Consider the following 14,544-nt stretch of genomic DNA (forward strand, 5'->3'; position numbering starts at 1 on the left):
GCGGGCACCATGGACGCCGAGCTCGCCGAGGTGCGCGACTTCCTGGCGCAGCACGCGCCGTTCGACGTGCTGCGTGCCGAGGTGCTCGACCGGCTGCCCGCCCGCCTCGGGGTGCGGTACTTCCGCCGCGGCACGATGGTGCTCGCTCTCGACGAGGTGACCGACGTGGTGCGGGTGCTGCGCTCGGGCGCCGTCGAGGCGCGCGACGGCTCCGGCGAGCTGGTCGACCGGATCGAGGCGGGCGGGCTCTTCGGCATGTCCACGCTGCTCGAGGGCACGGGCTCTGCGTACGCCTTCACCGCGATCGAGGACTCGCTGGTGCTCGAGGTCCCGCAGCCCGTGGTCGTCGAGCTGTGCGGCGTCGAGCCCCGCGTCGCCGACCACCTGGAACGCGAGCACCGCCGCCGGCTCGGCCGCGCCGTGACCGTGCAGGTCGGTGACCGGTCCGAGGCGGGCCTGCGCACCCGGGCACGCGACCTCGTGCGCAGGCCCCCGCAGACGGCGCCGTCCACGGTCACCATCCGCGAGGCGGCGACGCGCATGCGGGACGCCGGTGTCTCGTCGCTGCTGCTCATGGCGGGAGACCAGCTTGCGGGCATCGTGACGGACCGTGACCTGCGCAACCGTGTGCTCGCGCCGGGCCTCGACCCCGACCACCCCGTGTCGACCGTGATGAGCGACCAGCCCGTGACCGGGTCGGCCGACGCCCTCGCGTTCGAGCTGCTGATGGAGATGGTCGCGCGCAACATCCACCACCTGCCCCTCGTCGAGCAGGGGCGGGTGGTGGGCGTGGTCACGAGCACCGACCTCATGCGCCTCGAGCACGCCGACCCGGTGTACCTGGTGGGCGACGTGCGCAAGGCGCGCACGGTCGAGGAGGTGGTGGCCGCCGCGCGACGCATCCCCGAGACCGTGCAGCGCCTGGTCACCTCGGGCACGTCGGACGAGGACGTCGGCCGGGTGACCACCGCGGTGGGCGACGCCGTCGAGCGCCGCCTGATCGACCTCGCGCTCGCCGAGCTGGGGCCCGCACCCGTGCCGTGGTGCTGGGTGGTGCTCGGGTCGCGCGCGCGCGGCGAGCAGGCCCTGGGCGGGGACCAGGACCACGCGCTGCTCCTCGGCGACGAGGCCGGCCCGGAGCACGACGCGTGGTTCGCGACCCTCGCCGAGCGCGTGACCGCGGGCCTCGAGGCGTGCGGGTGGCCGCGGTGCCGGGGCGACGTGATGGCGACCAACCCCCGGTGGCGCCAGGCCGTGGCCGCGTGGCAGCAGACGTTCGGCCGGTGGCTCGACGCCCCGGAGCCGATGGCGGTGATGCAGGGCACGATCTTCTTCGACATGCGCCCGCTGCACGGTGACGCCGGGCTGTTCGACCGGCTCCAGGCGTGGGTGCTGCACCGCAGCCCGCACCAGCAGATCTTCCTGGGCTACCTCGCGCAGAACGCCGTCGGCACTCCCCCGCCGCTCGGCTTCTTCCGCGGGTTCGTGCTCGAGCGCGAGGGTGAGCACGTCGCGACGCTCGACCTCAAGCACCGCGGCCTCGGTGCGATCGTCGCCGTCGCGCGTGCGCACGCCCTCGCGGCAGGGGTGCCCGAGGTGGGCACTCGGGCACGGCTGCGTGCGGTGGTGGCCGCCGGGCGCCTCAGCGCCGACGACGCCGACGACCTCGCGGGGGCGATGGACGTCATCGGCCACGTGCGGCTCGAGCACCAGGCGCGCCAGGTCCGCAGCGACCGGGAGCCCGACAACTACGTGGCGCCGGACGAGCTGAGCTCGTTCGACCAGCGCAACCTGCGCGATGCGTTCGGCATCGTCAAGCACGCCCAGGCCGGCCTCGCGCGGCGGCACCTGCTGCGCTACATGTCGTGACGGGGTGGCGTGCCGGCGCGCGGGCTCGCGCACGTGCGCGGTTGGCCGAGCGCGTACCCGCGGGGCCTCTGCGGACCTACCTGGCCACGCCACCTCCGGCACCCACGACGCGTCTCGAGGACCTCCCGCTGCTCGCCGTGGACCTCGAGACGACGGGGCTGGACCCTGCACGCGACGCGATCCTCAGCATCGGTGCCGTACCGGTGGACGGGCTCCGGATCGACCTGTCGGGTGCGCTCCGCGCCGTCGTCCGCGGGACGCCGGTGGGCCACAGCGCCGTGGTCCACGGCCTGACCGACGACGAGGTGGCACAGGGCCTGCCCCTGTCGCAGGCGCTCGACCCCCTGCTCACCGCGCTCACGGGCAGGGTGCTGCTCGCCCACCACGCGCGCGTCGAGCAGCGGTTCCTGCAGGCCGCGGTGCGCCCGGTGCTCGGCGCCGCGCTCCCGCTGGTCGTGGTCGACACGCTCGACCTCGGCCACCGCCTCGCGGGCCGTGGCTGGGGCGACGAGACCCCGGAGGGCAGCCTGCGGCTCCAGGTGCTGCGCGCACGCCACGGCCTGCCCCGGTACCGCTCGCACGAGGCCCTCACGGACGCGCTCGCATGCGCCGAGCTGTACCTCGCGCAGGTCGCGACCCTCGGCGCCGACCACCAGGTCACGCTCGGCGGCCTGCTGCGCCACCGGCGCGTGTGAGCCCCCGCACGGCGCCGGCCGTGCGAGGACCCACCTGTCGTCAGGCCCCGACGAGCCCCGCGGCGAGGTACGCCGAGACCTTGTCGAGCGCGACGCGCTCCTGCGTCATGGTGTCGCGTGAGCGGATGGTCACGGCCTGGTCCTCGAGCGAGTCGAAGTCGACGGTGATGCAGAACGGCGTCCCGATCTCGTCCTGACGCCGGTAGCGACGGCCGATCGCGCCGGCGTCGTCGAAGTCGACGTTCCACGCGCGGCGCAGCTCGGCCGCGAGGTCGCGGGCCACCGGTGAGAGGTCCTCGTGACGCGAGAGCGGGAGCACCGCGGCCTTGACCGGGGCGAGGCGCGGGTCGAGCCGCAGCACGGTGCGCTTGTCGACCCCGCCCTTGGCGTTCGGCGCCTCGTCCTCGGCGTACGCCTCGACCAGGAACGCCATGAGCGAGCGCGTGAGGCCGGCGGCCGGCTCGATCACGTACGGCACCCAGCGCTCGTTCTTCGTCTGGTCGAAGTACGACAGGTCCTGGCCCGAGTGCTCGGTGTGCGTCGTGAGGTCGAAGTCCGTGCGGTTCGCGATGCCCTCGAGCTCGCCCCACTCGCTGCCCTGGAAACCGAAGCGGTACTCGATGTCCACGGTGCGGGTCGAGTAGTGCGAGAGCTTCTCGGCCGGGTGCTCGTAGTGCCGCAGGTTCTCGCGCGAGATGCCCAGGTCCACGTACCAGTCGGTCCGCGCGTCGATCCAGTACTGGTGCCACTCGGCGTCGGTGCCGGGCTCGACGAAGAACTCCATCTCCATCTGCTCGAACTCGCGCGTGCGGAAGATGAAGTTGCCGGGCGTGATCTCGTTGCGGAACGACTTGCCGATCTGCCCGATGCCGAAAGGGGGCTTCTTGCGCGCCGTCGTCATCACCTGCGCGAAGTTCACGAAGATGCCCTGCGCGGTCTCGGGGCGCAGGTAGTGCAGCCCGGACTCGTCCTCGACCGGACCGAGGTACGTCTTGAGCATCATGTTGAAGTCGCGCGGCTCGGTCCACTGACCCCGGGTGCCGCAGTTGGGGCACGGCACGTCGCCCAGGCCGTTCTCGGCCGTGCGGCCCTTCTTCTCCTCGTACTCCTCGACCAGCTGGTCCTCGCGGAACCGCTTGTGGCAGCTGAGGCACTCCGTCAGGGGGTCGGTGAACACGCCCACGTGGCCCGAGGCGACCCACACCTGCCGGGGCAGGATCACCGACGAGTCCAGCCCGACGACGTCGTCGCGGCTCGTGACCGTCGAGCGCCACCACTGGCGCTTGATGTTCTCCTTGAGCTCGACGCCCAGGGGCCCGTAGTCCCAGGCCGACCGCGTGCCACCGTAGATCTCACCCGACGGGAAGACGAACCCCCGGCGCTTGGCGAGGTTGATGACCGAGTCGAGACGGGAGGGCTGGGCCACGGGTGTGCTCCTGGGGTGGGTGCGGGTCCGCACGTGGCTCGTGCGGACGGGACGGGCGCTGTGGGCGCGCAGGTCCGCCCAGGCTACCCGGGGCCGTCGTCGTCGCGCCCCGGCCTGCAGTTTGACAACCGTTCTCACTCGACTTGAGAATGATGCTCATGAAGCGTCGCCCCCTCGCTCTCGCCGTCACGTCCGTCCTGCTGCTCGCCGGTTGCGCGGGCACGGGCTCGGGCGGGGACGACGGCGCCGACGGCACCGTCGAGGTGCTCGCCTCGTTCTACCCCCTCGTCCACCTCGCCGAGCAGGTGGGCGGCGACGCGGTCACGGTCGCGTCCCTCACGCCCGCGGGCGGCGAACCGCACGACGTCGAGCTCTCACCTCGCCAGGTGCGCGAGGTGGGCGAGGCGGATCTCGTGCTCGTGCTCGGGGGCTTCCAGCCCGCGGTCGACGACGCCGTCGAGGCCCGCTCACCCGCGCACGTCGTGGACGCCGCGCAGACCGAGGCCGTCGCGGCGCACATGGCGGGCGACGAGCCCGCGGACGAGGACGAGCACGCGGGTGAGGAGGAGCACGCCGCGGACGGCGACGAGCACGCCGGTGAGGAGGAGCACGCCGAGGACGCGCACGCCGAGGAGGGCGACGAGCACGCCCACGACCACGGCGGCGACCCGCACTTCTGGCTCGACCCGACGCTGCTCGCGGCCGTGGGCCTCGACCTCGCCGCCGAGCTGGGCGAGGCCGATCCCGACCACGCCGCGGACTACCTGACGCGGGCCGAGGAGTTCGCGGCCCAGATGGACGAACTCGACGCCGAGCTCGAGGCGGGTCTCGCCGACTGCGAGCGCCCCACGATCGTCGCGGCCCACGAGGCCTACGGGTTCCTCGCCGAGCGGTACGGCCTCGAGCAGGTCGGGATCTCGGGGCTCGACCCCGAGGCCGAGCCCTCCCCCGCGCGCCTCCGCGAGATCCGCGAGGTCGTCGAGAGCAACGGCGTGACGACCATCTTCACCGAGACCCTCGTCGACCCGAAGGTGGCCGAGACGCTCGCGGCGGACCTCGGGATCACCACGGCGCTGCTCGACCCGGTCGAGACCCAGGTGGACGAGGACACGGACTACCGTGGAGCCATGCTGAACAACCTGGCGGCGCTGCGCGAGGGCCTCGGGTGCCGCTGACGCCGGTGATCGCGGCGTCGGGCGTCCGGGTGACGCTCGGCGGCTCGACCATCCTCTGGGACGTCGACCTCACGGTCGGCCAGAGCGAGGTGGTCGCGCTCCTCGGCGCGAACGGCTCGGGCAAGTCGACCCTCGTGCGCGCCGTCGTCGGCGCCGTCCCGCTCGACCGGGGGCGCGTCGAGCTGTTCGGCTCGCCGCTGGGCCCGCAGGTGCCCTGGGAGCGGGTGGGCTACGTGCCGCAGCGCGTGAGCGCGGGCGGCGGGGTGCCTGCGACCGCGTGCGAGGTCGTCGTGTCCGGCACGCTGCACGGCAGGCGTGTGCTGCCGCCACGCGGTGCCCGGGCCCGTGCCCGCGCGGCCCTCGAGCAGGTCGGTCTGGGCGACCGCGTCGACCAGCCGGTCCGCGAGATGTCCGGCGGGCAGCAGCAGCGCGTGCTGATCGCGCGCGCGCTCGTGCGCCGCCCGGACCTGCTGCTCCTCGACGAGCCGGTCGCGGGCGTCGACGTGGCCTCGCAGCGCACGTTCGCGGACGTCCTGACCGACCTCGTGGACCACGGCACCACGGTGCTCGTCGTGCTGCACGAGCTGGGTGCGCTCGCTCCCCTCGTCCAGCGTGCCGTCGTCCTGCGCCACGGCAGCGTGGTGCACGACGGCGCGCCCCCGGCCCCCGCACCCGAGCACGCCGGCCCCGACCACGTGCACCTGCACCCGCACGACGGCGACGAGGCCGGGCCGGCCGAGGCGCCCGGCCTCTCGACCACCCTGGGGTGGGAGCGATGAGTGCGTGGGAGGAGCTGCTGGGCATGCTCACGGACCCGCTGATGCAGCGCGCGCTGGTCGCGGCGCTGCTCGTGGGCCTCGCGGCGCCGGTCATCGGCACCTACCTGGTGCAGCGCAAGCTGTCGCTGCTCGGCGACGGCATCGGCCACGTCGCCCTCACGGGCGTCGCGCTGGGCTGGCTCGTCGGCAACGTCATGGGCCTGGTGCCCGACGACGCCCTCGCGATCCCCGGTGCCGTGGTCGCGGCCCTCGCGGGCGCTGTGGCGATCGAGCTGGTGCGCGAGCGCGGCCGCACCAGCGGGGACGTCGCGCTCGCCCTGCTCTTCTACGGCGGCATCGCGGGTGGCGTCCTGCTCATCTCCGTCGCCGGCGGCACCAACGCCAACCTCATGGGCTACCTCTTCGGCTCGATCTCGACCGTGACCTCGACCGACCTCGGGCTCACCGTGGTGCTGTCCGTGCTCGTGCTCGTGGTGGGCGTGGGCCTGCGCACGGCGCTCTTCGCGGTCTCGCACGACGAGGAGTTCGCGCGCGCCGCGGGCCTTCCCGTGCGGGCGCTCAACATCGCGATCGCGGTGATCGCCGCGCTCACGGTGACGGTCGCGATGCGCGTGGTCGGGCTGCTGCTCGTGAGCGCACTGATGATCGTGCCGGTCGCGATCGCGCAGCTCACCACGTCGTCCTTCCGCCGCACCATGGCCACCGCGATGGTGATCGGCGTGGTCGTGTGCACCGTCGGGCTGTCCGTCACGTACTGGCAGGACGTCCCGCCCGGCGCGACCATCGTCGTGCTCGCCATCGGGCTCTACGCGGTGGTCTCGCTCGGAGCGGCCGTGCGCACCCGGCTGCGGCGTGAGCACCGTGACCCCCACCCGCAGGTGCCCGACGACGTCGAGCTGGCCCGTAGGCTGACCTGATGCAGCGCATGACGAGGCAGCGCTCCGCCGTGACGGAGGTGCTCGCCGACACCGACGACTTCCGCAGCGCCCAGCAGCTCCACGAGACGCTGCGCTCGAGGGGCCACGGGATCGGCCTGGCAACCGTCTACCGCACGCTGCAGTCGCTCGCCGACGGCGGCGAGGTCGACGTGCTGCGCACCACGGACGGTGAGGCCGTGTACCGCCGCTGCGCGCGACGCGAGCACCACCACCACCTCATCTGCCGCGGATGCGGCGCGACCGTCGAGATCGAGGGCCCGGGCGTCGAGGCCTGGGCGGCACAGGTGGGCGCGGCGCACGGCTTCGAGGACATCGAGCACGTGGTCGAGCTCTGGGGCACGTGCGCGCGGTGCGCGGCCCGCGCGGCCCACCCCTGATGCCCTCGTGGATGGACGGCTGGCCCTGGCTCGCCGTCTACCTCTTCTTCCTCGCAGGCGCCTTCATGCGCTCGCAGGCGCTCTACTGGCTCGGCCGCGGCGTCGCGGCCGGCGTGCTGCGCACCCGCTGGGGTGACCGCCTCGACGCGCCCCAGGTCCACCGCGCGGTCGCGACGATCGAGCGCTGGGGCATGCCCGTGGTGCCGCTCGCCTTCCTGACCGTCGGCTTCCAGTCCGCCGTCTTCAGCGCGGCGGGCCTGGTGCGCGTGCACTGGCTGCGGTTCACCCTCTGGTCGGTGCCCGGCGCGCTCGTCTGGGCGGCGATCTGGGGCGGGGGCGGACTGGCCGCCGTCGCCGGCGGGCTCGCCCTCGCCGCGACGAACCCGTGGCTCGCGGGCACCGTCGGCCTCGCGCTCGCCGCACTTGTCGTGCTGGTGGTGCTGCGCGCCCGACGGCGACGCGAGGAGCGCGCGGGTGCCGACAGGCTCGCGCACGCCGGTCAGGAGCCCGTCGACCAGCCCTAGCCCTACCCGGCCTGCGACACGCAGAACTGGTTGCCCTCGGGGTCGCTCAGCACGACCCAGGTGAAGCCGGGTGTCTCGTGCCGCGCGACCTCGAGCGCGCCCTCGCCCAGCAGGCGGTCCACCTCGAGGTCGCGGTCCGGGGCGATCAGGTCCAGGTGCACCCGGTTCTTGCCGGGCGTGGGCTCGGCGACCTGCTGGAACGCGAGCGTCGGGCCGCCGTCCGGCCCGGGCGCGACCATGACGAACCAGCCGTCGTGATCGGCCTGGATCTCGCCGCCCGTCTGCCGCGCCCACCAGTCGGCGAGCGAGCGGGCGTCACGGCAGTCGAAGGTCACCATCGCAGCGCGCATCGTCATGCCGCGACGTTACCCGCGACTCAGGCCGTCGGCGTGTCGACGGCACCGCCGTAGCGCCGGTCGCGGCGCGCGAACGTCTCGACCGCACGCCACAGGTGACGACGGTCGACGTCCGGCCAGTACTCGTCGAGGAACACGAGCTCGGCGTACGCGGCCTGCCAGATCATGAAGTTCGAGATGCGCTGCTCGCCCGAGGTACGCAGGAAGAGGTCGACGTCGGGCAGGTCGGGCTCGTCGAGGTGGCGCGCGACCGTCCGCTCGTCGACGCGCGAGGGGTCGAGGCGCCCCGCTGCGGCCTCGAGGGCGATCGCGCGTGCCGCGTCGGCGACCTCGGCCCGTCCGCCGTAGTTCACGCACATCGTGAGCGTGCAGACGTCGTTCTCGCGGGTCAGCTCCTCGGCCGTCTCGAGCTCGGTGATCACGGACCGCCACAGCCGCGGCCGGCGCCCCGCCCAGCGCACCCGGACGCCCCAGTCGTGCATGACGTCGCGTCTGCGTCGCAGCACGTCACGGTTGAAGCCCATGAGGAAGCGCACCTCCTCGGGTGAGCGCTTCCAGTTCTCCGTCGAGAACGCGTAGGCCGACACGTGGCGCACGCCCACCTCGATCGCCCCTGCGACGACGTCGAGCAGCGCGGCCTCGCCCGCCTGGTGCCCGGCCGTGCGCGGCAGGCCGCGCGCGTTGGCCCACCTGCCGTTGCCGTCCATGACGATCGCGACGTGGTTCGGGACCAGCTCCCGCGGGATCTGGGGGGCCCGCGCGCCCGAGGGGTGCGGTGGTGGCGGGACGACGGGCCCGCGCGTCGGTGCGCCGGACCGCTCGCGCGGGCTGCGCGCCATCAGACGCGCTCGACCATCGGGAGGGAGCGCAGGCTGCGCTCGAGGTGGAACTGGAGGAATGCCGCGACCAGCCCGTTGGCCTCGCGGCGGTGACGCTCGGCGCTCGCGTCGGCCACGGGCCAGTCGCCCGTGAGCAGCGCCGCGAGCAGTGCGAAGGTCTCCGGGGCGGGCGACGCGGCGCCCGGGGGCCGGCACGGGGCGCACACCGCGCCACCCGACGCGACGGCGAACGCACTGTGCGGGCCCTCGGTGCCGCAGCGGGCGCACTCGGTGAACGACGGTGCCCAGCCGGCCACCGCGAGCGCGCGGAGCAGGTACGAGTCGAGCACCAGGCCCGGAGCGTGGGCGCGCTCGGCGAGTGCCCGCACCGCACCCACGAGCAGCAGGAACTGCTGCGTCGCGGGCTCGCGCTCGTCCGCGACCAGCCGGTCGGCGGTCTCGAGCATCGCCGTCCCCGTGGTGTACAGGCCGTAGTCGGCGCCCAGCTGCCGCCCGTACGGTGCGATCGTCTCGACCTGCGTCACCACGTCGAGGCTGCGACCGGTGTACAGCTGGACGTCGATCACCATGAAGGGCTCGAGCCGCGAGCCGAACCTCGACGACGTGCGCCGCACACCCTTGCCGACCGCGCGCACCTTGCCGTGGTGCCGGGTCAGGAGGGTCAGGATGCGGTCGGCCTCCCCCAGCTTCTGGGTGCGCAGGACGATCGCCTCGTCGCGGTACAGGCTCACCGGCCCATCATCCCCCACCCGGCCCGGCACGCCGCGCCGACAGACCGGTGGGATGCGTGACGCGGGGCGTCGCCGCACGCGGCGCAAATCCCGTGCCCCGGCGGGACGTGCGGCGTACGGTCCCGCGACATGCACGACGTCTCCCCCGCACCCTCGCCCGCCGGCGCCCGCGGACCCCACCAGGCTCTCCTCGGGCTCGGCTGGGACGACGCCTGGTCCGCGGCCTTCGCCCGGCACCTCGCCGCGCTCGACGACGCCCACCTCGCCCGTGGCCCTGCCGTCGGCCGCGTGTGCCGCGCCGACCTGCGCGCGAGCGACGTGCTGCTCCCGACGGCCCACGGCCTCGAGGTCGTCAGCACCGAGTGGGCGCCCTCGCTGCGCGCCGCGGCGACGCACGACCCGACGGCCCTGCCGGCGGCGGGCGACTGGGTCGTGGTGAGCGCACGCACGCGCGCACGCACCGAGCACCAGCTCGACGTCGTGCTGCCGCGACGCACCACCGTGGTGCGGGCGCAGGTGGGTGGCACGTCCCACGGGCAGGTGCTCGCGGCCAACGCCGACGTCGCGGCCGTGGTCGAGGGCATGGTGCCCGACCTCGACCCGGCGCGCGTCGAGCGCCTGCTCGCGCTCGCCTGGTCGAGCGGCGCGCAGCCCGTGGTCGTGCTCACCAAGGCCGACCTCGCACCGCACCCGGAGGCCCTCGTCCGCGAGGTCCGCGGCCTCGCCCCGGGCGTCGAGGTGCTCGCGGTGGCGACGACGCGCGACGAGGGCCTCGGCCCGCTGCGCGGGCACCTCGCGGACGGCGCCACGATCGCGCTGCTCGGAGCCTCGGGGGTGGGCAAGTCGACCCTGCTCAACGCGCTCGTCGCGCCCGGGGGCGGGGGGCCCATGGCCACCCGAGCCCTGGGAGCGGAGAACAAGGGCCGGCACACCACCGTGACCCGCGAGCTGCACCCCGGGCCGGCCGGGGGTGCCGTGCTCGACACCCCCGGCCTGCGCACGATCGGTCTCGACGCCGGCACACGTCTGGAAGCGGTGTTCCCCGAGGTGGACGAGCTCGCGCGCCGCTGCCGATTCGGCGACTGCGAGCACCGCACGGAACCCGGGTGCGCGGTGCTCGCAGCGGTCGAGGCGGGCGACCTGCCCGGGCGTCGGCTCGAGAGCTGGCGCAAGCTCGGGCGCGAGCAGGCCTACCAGGCGATGCGCACCGACCGTCGGCTCGCCGCCGAGCACCGCGCGCGGTGGAAGGCCGTCGCGCAGCAGCAGCGCCGCAGCCCCAAGCGCCGGTGACCCTCAGCCGCGGTGCGCGCGGTTGACCGCGGAGATGATCGCCTTGAACGACGCCGTCGTGATCGACGGGTCGATCCCCACGCCCCACAGCACGTCGTCGCCCACGAGGCACTCGACGTACGCGGCCGCCGTCGCGTCGCCGCCGGTCGACAGCGCGTGCTCGGCGTAGTCGAGCACCTCCACCTCGACGCCCAGGCCGCGCAGCGCGACGACGAAGGCGTCGATCGGACCGTTGCCCTGGCCCTCGACGGTGCGCGGGACGCCGTCCACCACGAGGTCGACCTCGAGCGAGTCCCGGCCACCCTCGTTGCTGTCGGAGCGACTGCCCCGCAGCGAGAACCGGCCCCAGGGCTCGAGGTCGCTGCCGGGCTCCACGGGAAGGTACTCGTCGGTGAAGATCCGCCACAGGTCGTCTGCCGTGACCTCGCTGCCCTGCGTGTCGGTGAAGCGCTGCACCGCGCGCGAGAACTCGATCTGCAGCCGACGCGGCAGGTCCAGGTGCCGCTCGGTCTTCATCAGGTAGGCCATGCCGCCCTTGCCGGACTGCGAGTTGACCCGGATCACGGCCTCGTAGGAGCGGCCTACGTCGCGTGGGTCGATCGGCAGGTAGGGCACCGCCCACTCGAGGTCCTCGACGGCCGTGCCCTGCGCCGCGGCCCGCGCGGCCATCGCGTCGAAGCCCTTCTTGATCGCGTCCTGGTGCGAGCCCGAGAACGCGGTGAAGACCAGGTCGCCCCCGTAGGGGTGCCGCTCGGGCACGGGGAGCTGGTTGCAGTACTCGACCGTGCGGCGCACGCGGTCGATGTCCGAGAAGTCGATCTGCGGGTCGACGCCCTGCGAGAGCAGGTTCATGCCGAGCGTCACCAGGCACACGTTGCCGGTCCGCTCGCCGTTGCCGAACAGGCAGCCCTCGATCCGGTCGGCCCCCGCGAGGTAGCCGAGCTCGGCCGCCGCCACACCCGTGCCGCGGTCGTTGTGCGGGTGCAGCGAGAGCACCACGTTCTCGCGCTGGTGCAGACGCCGGCTCATCCACTCGATCGAGTCGGCGTACACGTTGGGCGTCGCCATCTCCACGGTCGCCGGCAGGTTGATGATCACCTTGCGCTCGGGCGTGGGTGCGAACACGTCGATGACCGCGTTGCACACGCGCAGCGCCGCCTCGAGCTCGGTGCCCGTGAACGACTCCGGGCTGTACTCGTAGAACACCTCGGTGCCCGGGATCGTCTCCTCGTACTTCTTGCACAGCCGCGCACCGGTGGTCGCGATGTCCGCGACCCCGTCGACGTCCGTGCGGAACACGACCTCGCGCTGCAGCACGGAGGTCGAGTTGTAGAGGTGGACGATGGCCTGCTTGGCCCCTGCGATCGCCTCGTAGGTGCGCTCGATCAGGTGCTCACGGGACTGCGTGAGCACCTGGATGACGACGTCGTCGGGGATGCGCTCCTCGTCGATGAGCATCCGGACGAAGTCGAAGTCGGTCTGCGACGCCGACGGGAAGCCGACCTCGATCTCCTTGTAGCCCATCTCGACGAGCAGCTCGAACATCCGCAGCTTGCGCTCGGGGTTCATGGGCTCGATCAGGGCCTGGTTGCCGTCGCGCAGGTCGACCGCGCACCAGCGCGGGGCCGCGGTGATCCGACGGTCGGGCCACGTGCGGTCCGGGAGCTCGACCCGGATCTGCTCGTGGAAGGGCCGGTAGCGGTGCACCGGCATGGGCGACGGCTGCTGGGCGTTGCGCTCGTCGTAGGGACGCGGATCGCGCTGCGGCGCCTGCGCGGCCGTCGTCGTGCTCGCGAACGTGGGGCCGTCGGGGTGCTGGCTCGTGGTCATCGTGGGTTCCTTCGGGGCGGGACGTCGGGGATCTCGACCGGCACACCGACCACCGCGACGAGGGACCGGTCCGTCAGGCCCCGCCGCGGCGACGAAGGAGCAGCGAGTGCTGCACGGTCACGCGCACCCGGCCACTGTAGCGCGTGGTGCCAGGGAGGCCACGGCGGCGTCTCACGACACCGGGTCACCACAGGGTGGGGAAGACCCCGAAGTACGCGAGCAGCAGGAGCAGGAGGCTCGAGCCGCCCACGGCCGACGCGAGGGTCCACTCCCCCGCGACCGTCCGGGCGGCGGCCGGGACTCCCCGGCGACGGCCGTCGACCATCCGGTAGACCAGCACCACGCCGGCGACCACGCTCGCGAGCCCGAGCAGCCGCACGGCGAACCAACCCCCCTGGACCACGACGGCGTTGGTCCGATAGTTCTGCGCCATGTTCGCGACGACCAGCAGGTAGACCACGAGCAGCACGAGCGTCGCGACGCATCCCGCCGCCATCGTCACGAGCGGCGCGCGCACGCCGTCCGCGAGGCTCGGTACGTGACGGTGGCGGGCGCGCCGGACGACCCACAGGACGGGCCCGACGAGGAGCGCGAGCAGGGCGGCGGCGAGACCGGCGACCAGCAGGTCCCCCTCGGCGTACCACCGGGGACGGTCGACCGGGTCCGCCGAGAAGCGCTGGTACGGCTCCGCACCGGCCACCTGGGGATCAGCCGTCGCGGTCGCCGGCAGGCCCTGGATCCACGCCGCGAGGTCGCGCGCGAACTCGGGGACCAGCGTGCGGTCCACCTTGATCCCGTGGTCGGCACCCTCGTAGTAGCGGACCGTCAGCGCGGGGTTGCCCGCGACCTCGAGGTCCCGCATGAGCTGCAGAGCGCCCTGGACGGTGGGCATCGCGGCGTCTCCCGTTCCGTACGCGAGGAACGTCGGCTGCCGCATGCGCTGCTGGAACGCCTGGACGTCGAAGCTCGCGTACGCGAACCCGCCGCCCGGGAAGTCCATGCCGACGACGCGTGGGATGAGCGGGAGCAGGTCCTCGGGCACCCCCGTGTTGCGCAGGTAGGAGTCCACCGCGAACGCCGCCTGCTGACGCGGTGGCACCACCGGCGCGGCCACGAGCACGACGAAGTCCACGGCGGGGTTGTCCGCAGCCATCACCGGGACGATCCACGAACCCTCGCTCTCGCCGTAGACACCCACGCGCTCGGGGTCGACACCCGGCAACCCCCGCAGCACCGCGAGGCTGCGCAGGTAGTCGTTCGCCATCGCGGTGTAGTCGCGGTCCCGTGTCGAGTACGTGTCGAGACGCTTGTTCGGCACCATCGTGACGACACCGGCCGACGCGAGCGCCTCCGCCTGGGCGCGGAAGGCCTCCTCGAACCGGCCGGTGCCGGCGCCGTGGACGAAGACCACCGCCGGGCGCAGCCCCTCGGCCCCCACGGGCTCGGACAGCTGGGCCTCGACCTCGTGCCCGATCAGGTCGACCGTCACGACCGATCGCACCACCTCGTACGTCCCGACCGGGTCGGTGCCCTCTGCACCCCCCACGCGCGTGTCGGGGCTCGCGACCTCGATCGTCTCGGTCATCGGCACCGGGTCCCAGCCCGGACCTGCGACGACACCGAGCACGCCGAGGGCCAGCGCGGCTACGGCGCTGGTGAGGGCGATCCGGTACCGCACCCGGGGAGTCTAGTCAGTGCCGACGACGGGCCCGACG

14 protein-coding genes are annotated in these 14,544 nt (G+C 73.6%); 8 read left to right on the forward strand and 6 right to left on the reverse strand.

All coding sequences use genetic code 11. The annotated features are described in order from the left end of the window. The first annotated feature begins 9 nt into the window (after positions 1–9). Positions 10–1,869, forward strand: coding sequence for a DUF294 nucleotidyltransferase-like domain-containing protein (locus GXB85_RS04305; RefSeq protein ID WP_161916406.1), 1,860 nt, complete (start codon positions 10–12; stop codon positions 1,867–1,869). A gap of 41 nt (positions 1,870–1,910) precedes the next feature. Next, positions 1,911–2,564 (forward strand): exonuclease domain-containing protein, encoded by a 654-nt coding sequence (locus tag GXB85_RS04310; RefSeq protein WP_202627544.1) that lies wholly within the window; start codon positions 1,911–1,913, stop codon positions 2,562–2,564. A 40-nt stretch (positions 2,565–2,604) separates the two neighbouring features. Here the strand turns inward: GXB85_RS04310 and GXB85_RS04315 are convergent, their stop codons facing one another. Further along, the gene (locus GXB85_RS04315; RefSeq protein WP_161916408.1) at positions 2,605–3,990 is read right to left on the reverse strand and encodes a glycine--tRNA ligase; all 1,386 of its coding nucleotides are present in this window, start codon (positions 3,988–3,990) and stop codon (positions 2,605–2,607) included. Between the two features lie 158 nt (positions 3,991–4,148). Here GXB85_RS04315 and GXB85_RS04320 point away from each other — a divergent pair, with 158 nt between their 5' ends. Genes GXB85_RS04320 through GXB85_RS04340 form a run of 5 tightly spaced genes read left to right on the forward strand, consistent with a single transcriptional unit; the run spans position 4,149 to position 7,783 of the window. After that, entirely contained in the window at positions 4,149–5,165 is a 1,017-nt protein-coding gene (locus tag GXB85_RS04320) for a metal ABC transporter substrate-binding protein (RefSeq protein WP_237727958.1), read from the forward strand. Further along, positions 5,156–5,944, forward strand: a complete 789-nt coding sequence (locus GXB85_RS04325; protein WP_161916410.1) for a metal ABC transporter ATP-binding protein — start codon at positions 5,156–5,158, stop codon at positions 5,942–5,944. The genes GXB85_RS04320 and GXB85_RS04325 overlap by 10 nt, the downstream gene beginning before the upstream one ends. Beyond that, positions 5,941–6,861: a metal ABC transporter permease gene (locus GXB85_RS04330; RefSeq protein WP_161916411.1), complete on the forward strand. Its 921-nt coding sequence runs from the start codon at positions 5,941–5,943 to the stop codon at positions 6,859–6,861. The genes GXB85_RS04325 and GXB85_RS04330 overlap by 4 nt, the downstream gene beginning before the upstream one ends. Next, complete coding sequence (locus tag GXB85_RS04335; protein ID WP_202627545.1) at positions 6,861–7,259, forward strand: Fur family transcriptional regulator; 399 nt, start codon at positions 6,861–6,863, stop codon at positions 7,257–7,259. Before GXB85_RS04330 ends, GXB85_RS04335 begins: the two co-directional genes overlap by 1 nt. A gap of 11 nt (positions 7,260–7,270) precedes the next feature. After that, positions 7,271–7,783 carry a DedA family protein gene (locus GXB85_RS04340; protein ID WP_161916412.1) on the forward strand — a complete coding sequence of 171 codons (513 nt, stop codon included), beginning with the start codon at positions 7,271–7,273 and terminating at the stop codon, positions 7,781–7,783. 2 nt (positions 7,784–7,785) lie between these two features. Here GXB85_RS04340 and GXB85_RS04345 read toward each other — a convergent pair whose 3' ends face one another. The 3 genes from GXB85_RS04345 to recO are packed head-to-tail and all read right to left on the reverse strand — an operon-like array spanning position 7,786 to position 9,709. Then, entirely contained in the window at positions 7,786–8,139 is a 354-nt protein-coding gene (locus GXB85_RS04345; protein WP_161916413.1) for a VOC family protein, read from the reverse strand. A gap of 20 nt (positions 8,140–8,159) precedes the next feature. Then, positions 8,160–8,978 carry an isoprenyl transferase gene (locus tag GXB85_RS04350; protein ID WP_161916414.1) on the reverse strand — a complete coding sequence of 273 codons (819 nt, stop codon included), beginning with the start codon at positions 8,976–8,978 and terminating at the stop codon, positions 8,160–8,162. Continuing rightward, complete coding sequence (gene recO / locus GXB85_RS04355; protein ID WP_161916415.1) at positions 8,978–9,709, reverse strand: DNA repair protein RecO; 732 nt, start codon at positions 9,707–9,709, stop codon at positions 8,978–8,980. Before recO ends, GXB85_RS04350 begins: the two co-directional genes overlap by 1 nt. A 129-nt stretch (positions 9,710–9,838) precedes the next feature. On the opposite strand from recO, the gene rsgA reads away from it, so the two are divergent. After that, positions 9,839–10,999 carry a ribosome small subunit-dependent GTPase A gene (rsgA, locus tag GXB85_RS04360; protein WP_161916416.1) on the forward strand — a complete coding sequence of 387 codons (1,161 nt, stop codon included), beginning with the start codon at positions 9,839–9,841 and terminating at the stop codon, positions 10,997–10,999. Positions 11,000–11,002: 3 nt separating this feature from the next. On the opposite strand, the gene leuA is transcribed toward rsgA, so the two are convergent. Beyond that, positions 11,003–12,712, reverse strand: coding sequence for a 2-isopropylmalate synthase (leuA, locus tag GXB85_RS04365; protein ID WP_237727982.1), 1,710 nt, complete (start codon positions 12,710–12,712; stop codon positions 11,003–11,005). A gap of 301 nt (positions 12,713–13,013) precedes the next feature. Then, positions 13,014–14,507, reverse strand: a complete 1,494-nt coding sequence (locus GXB85_RS04370; RefSeq protein WP_161916418.1) for an alpha/beta hydrolase — start codon at positions 14,505–14,507, stop codon at positions 13,014–13,016. Between the last annotated feature and the right edge of the window lie 37 nt (positions 14,508–14,544).

It is taken from the genome of Cellulomonas sp. APG4 (assembly GCF_009996735.1).
GTDB lineage: Bacteria > Actinomycetota > Actinomycetes > Actinomycetales > Cellulomonadaceae > Actinotalea.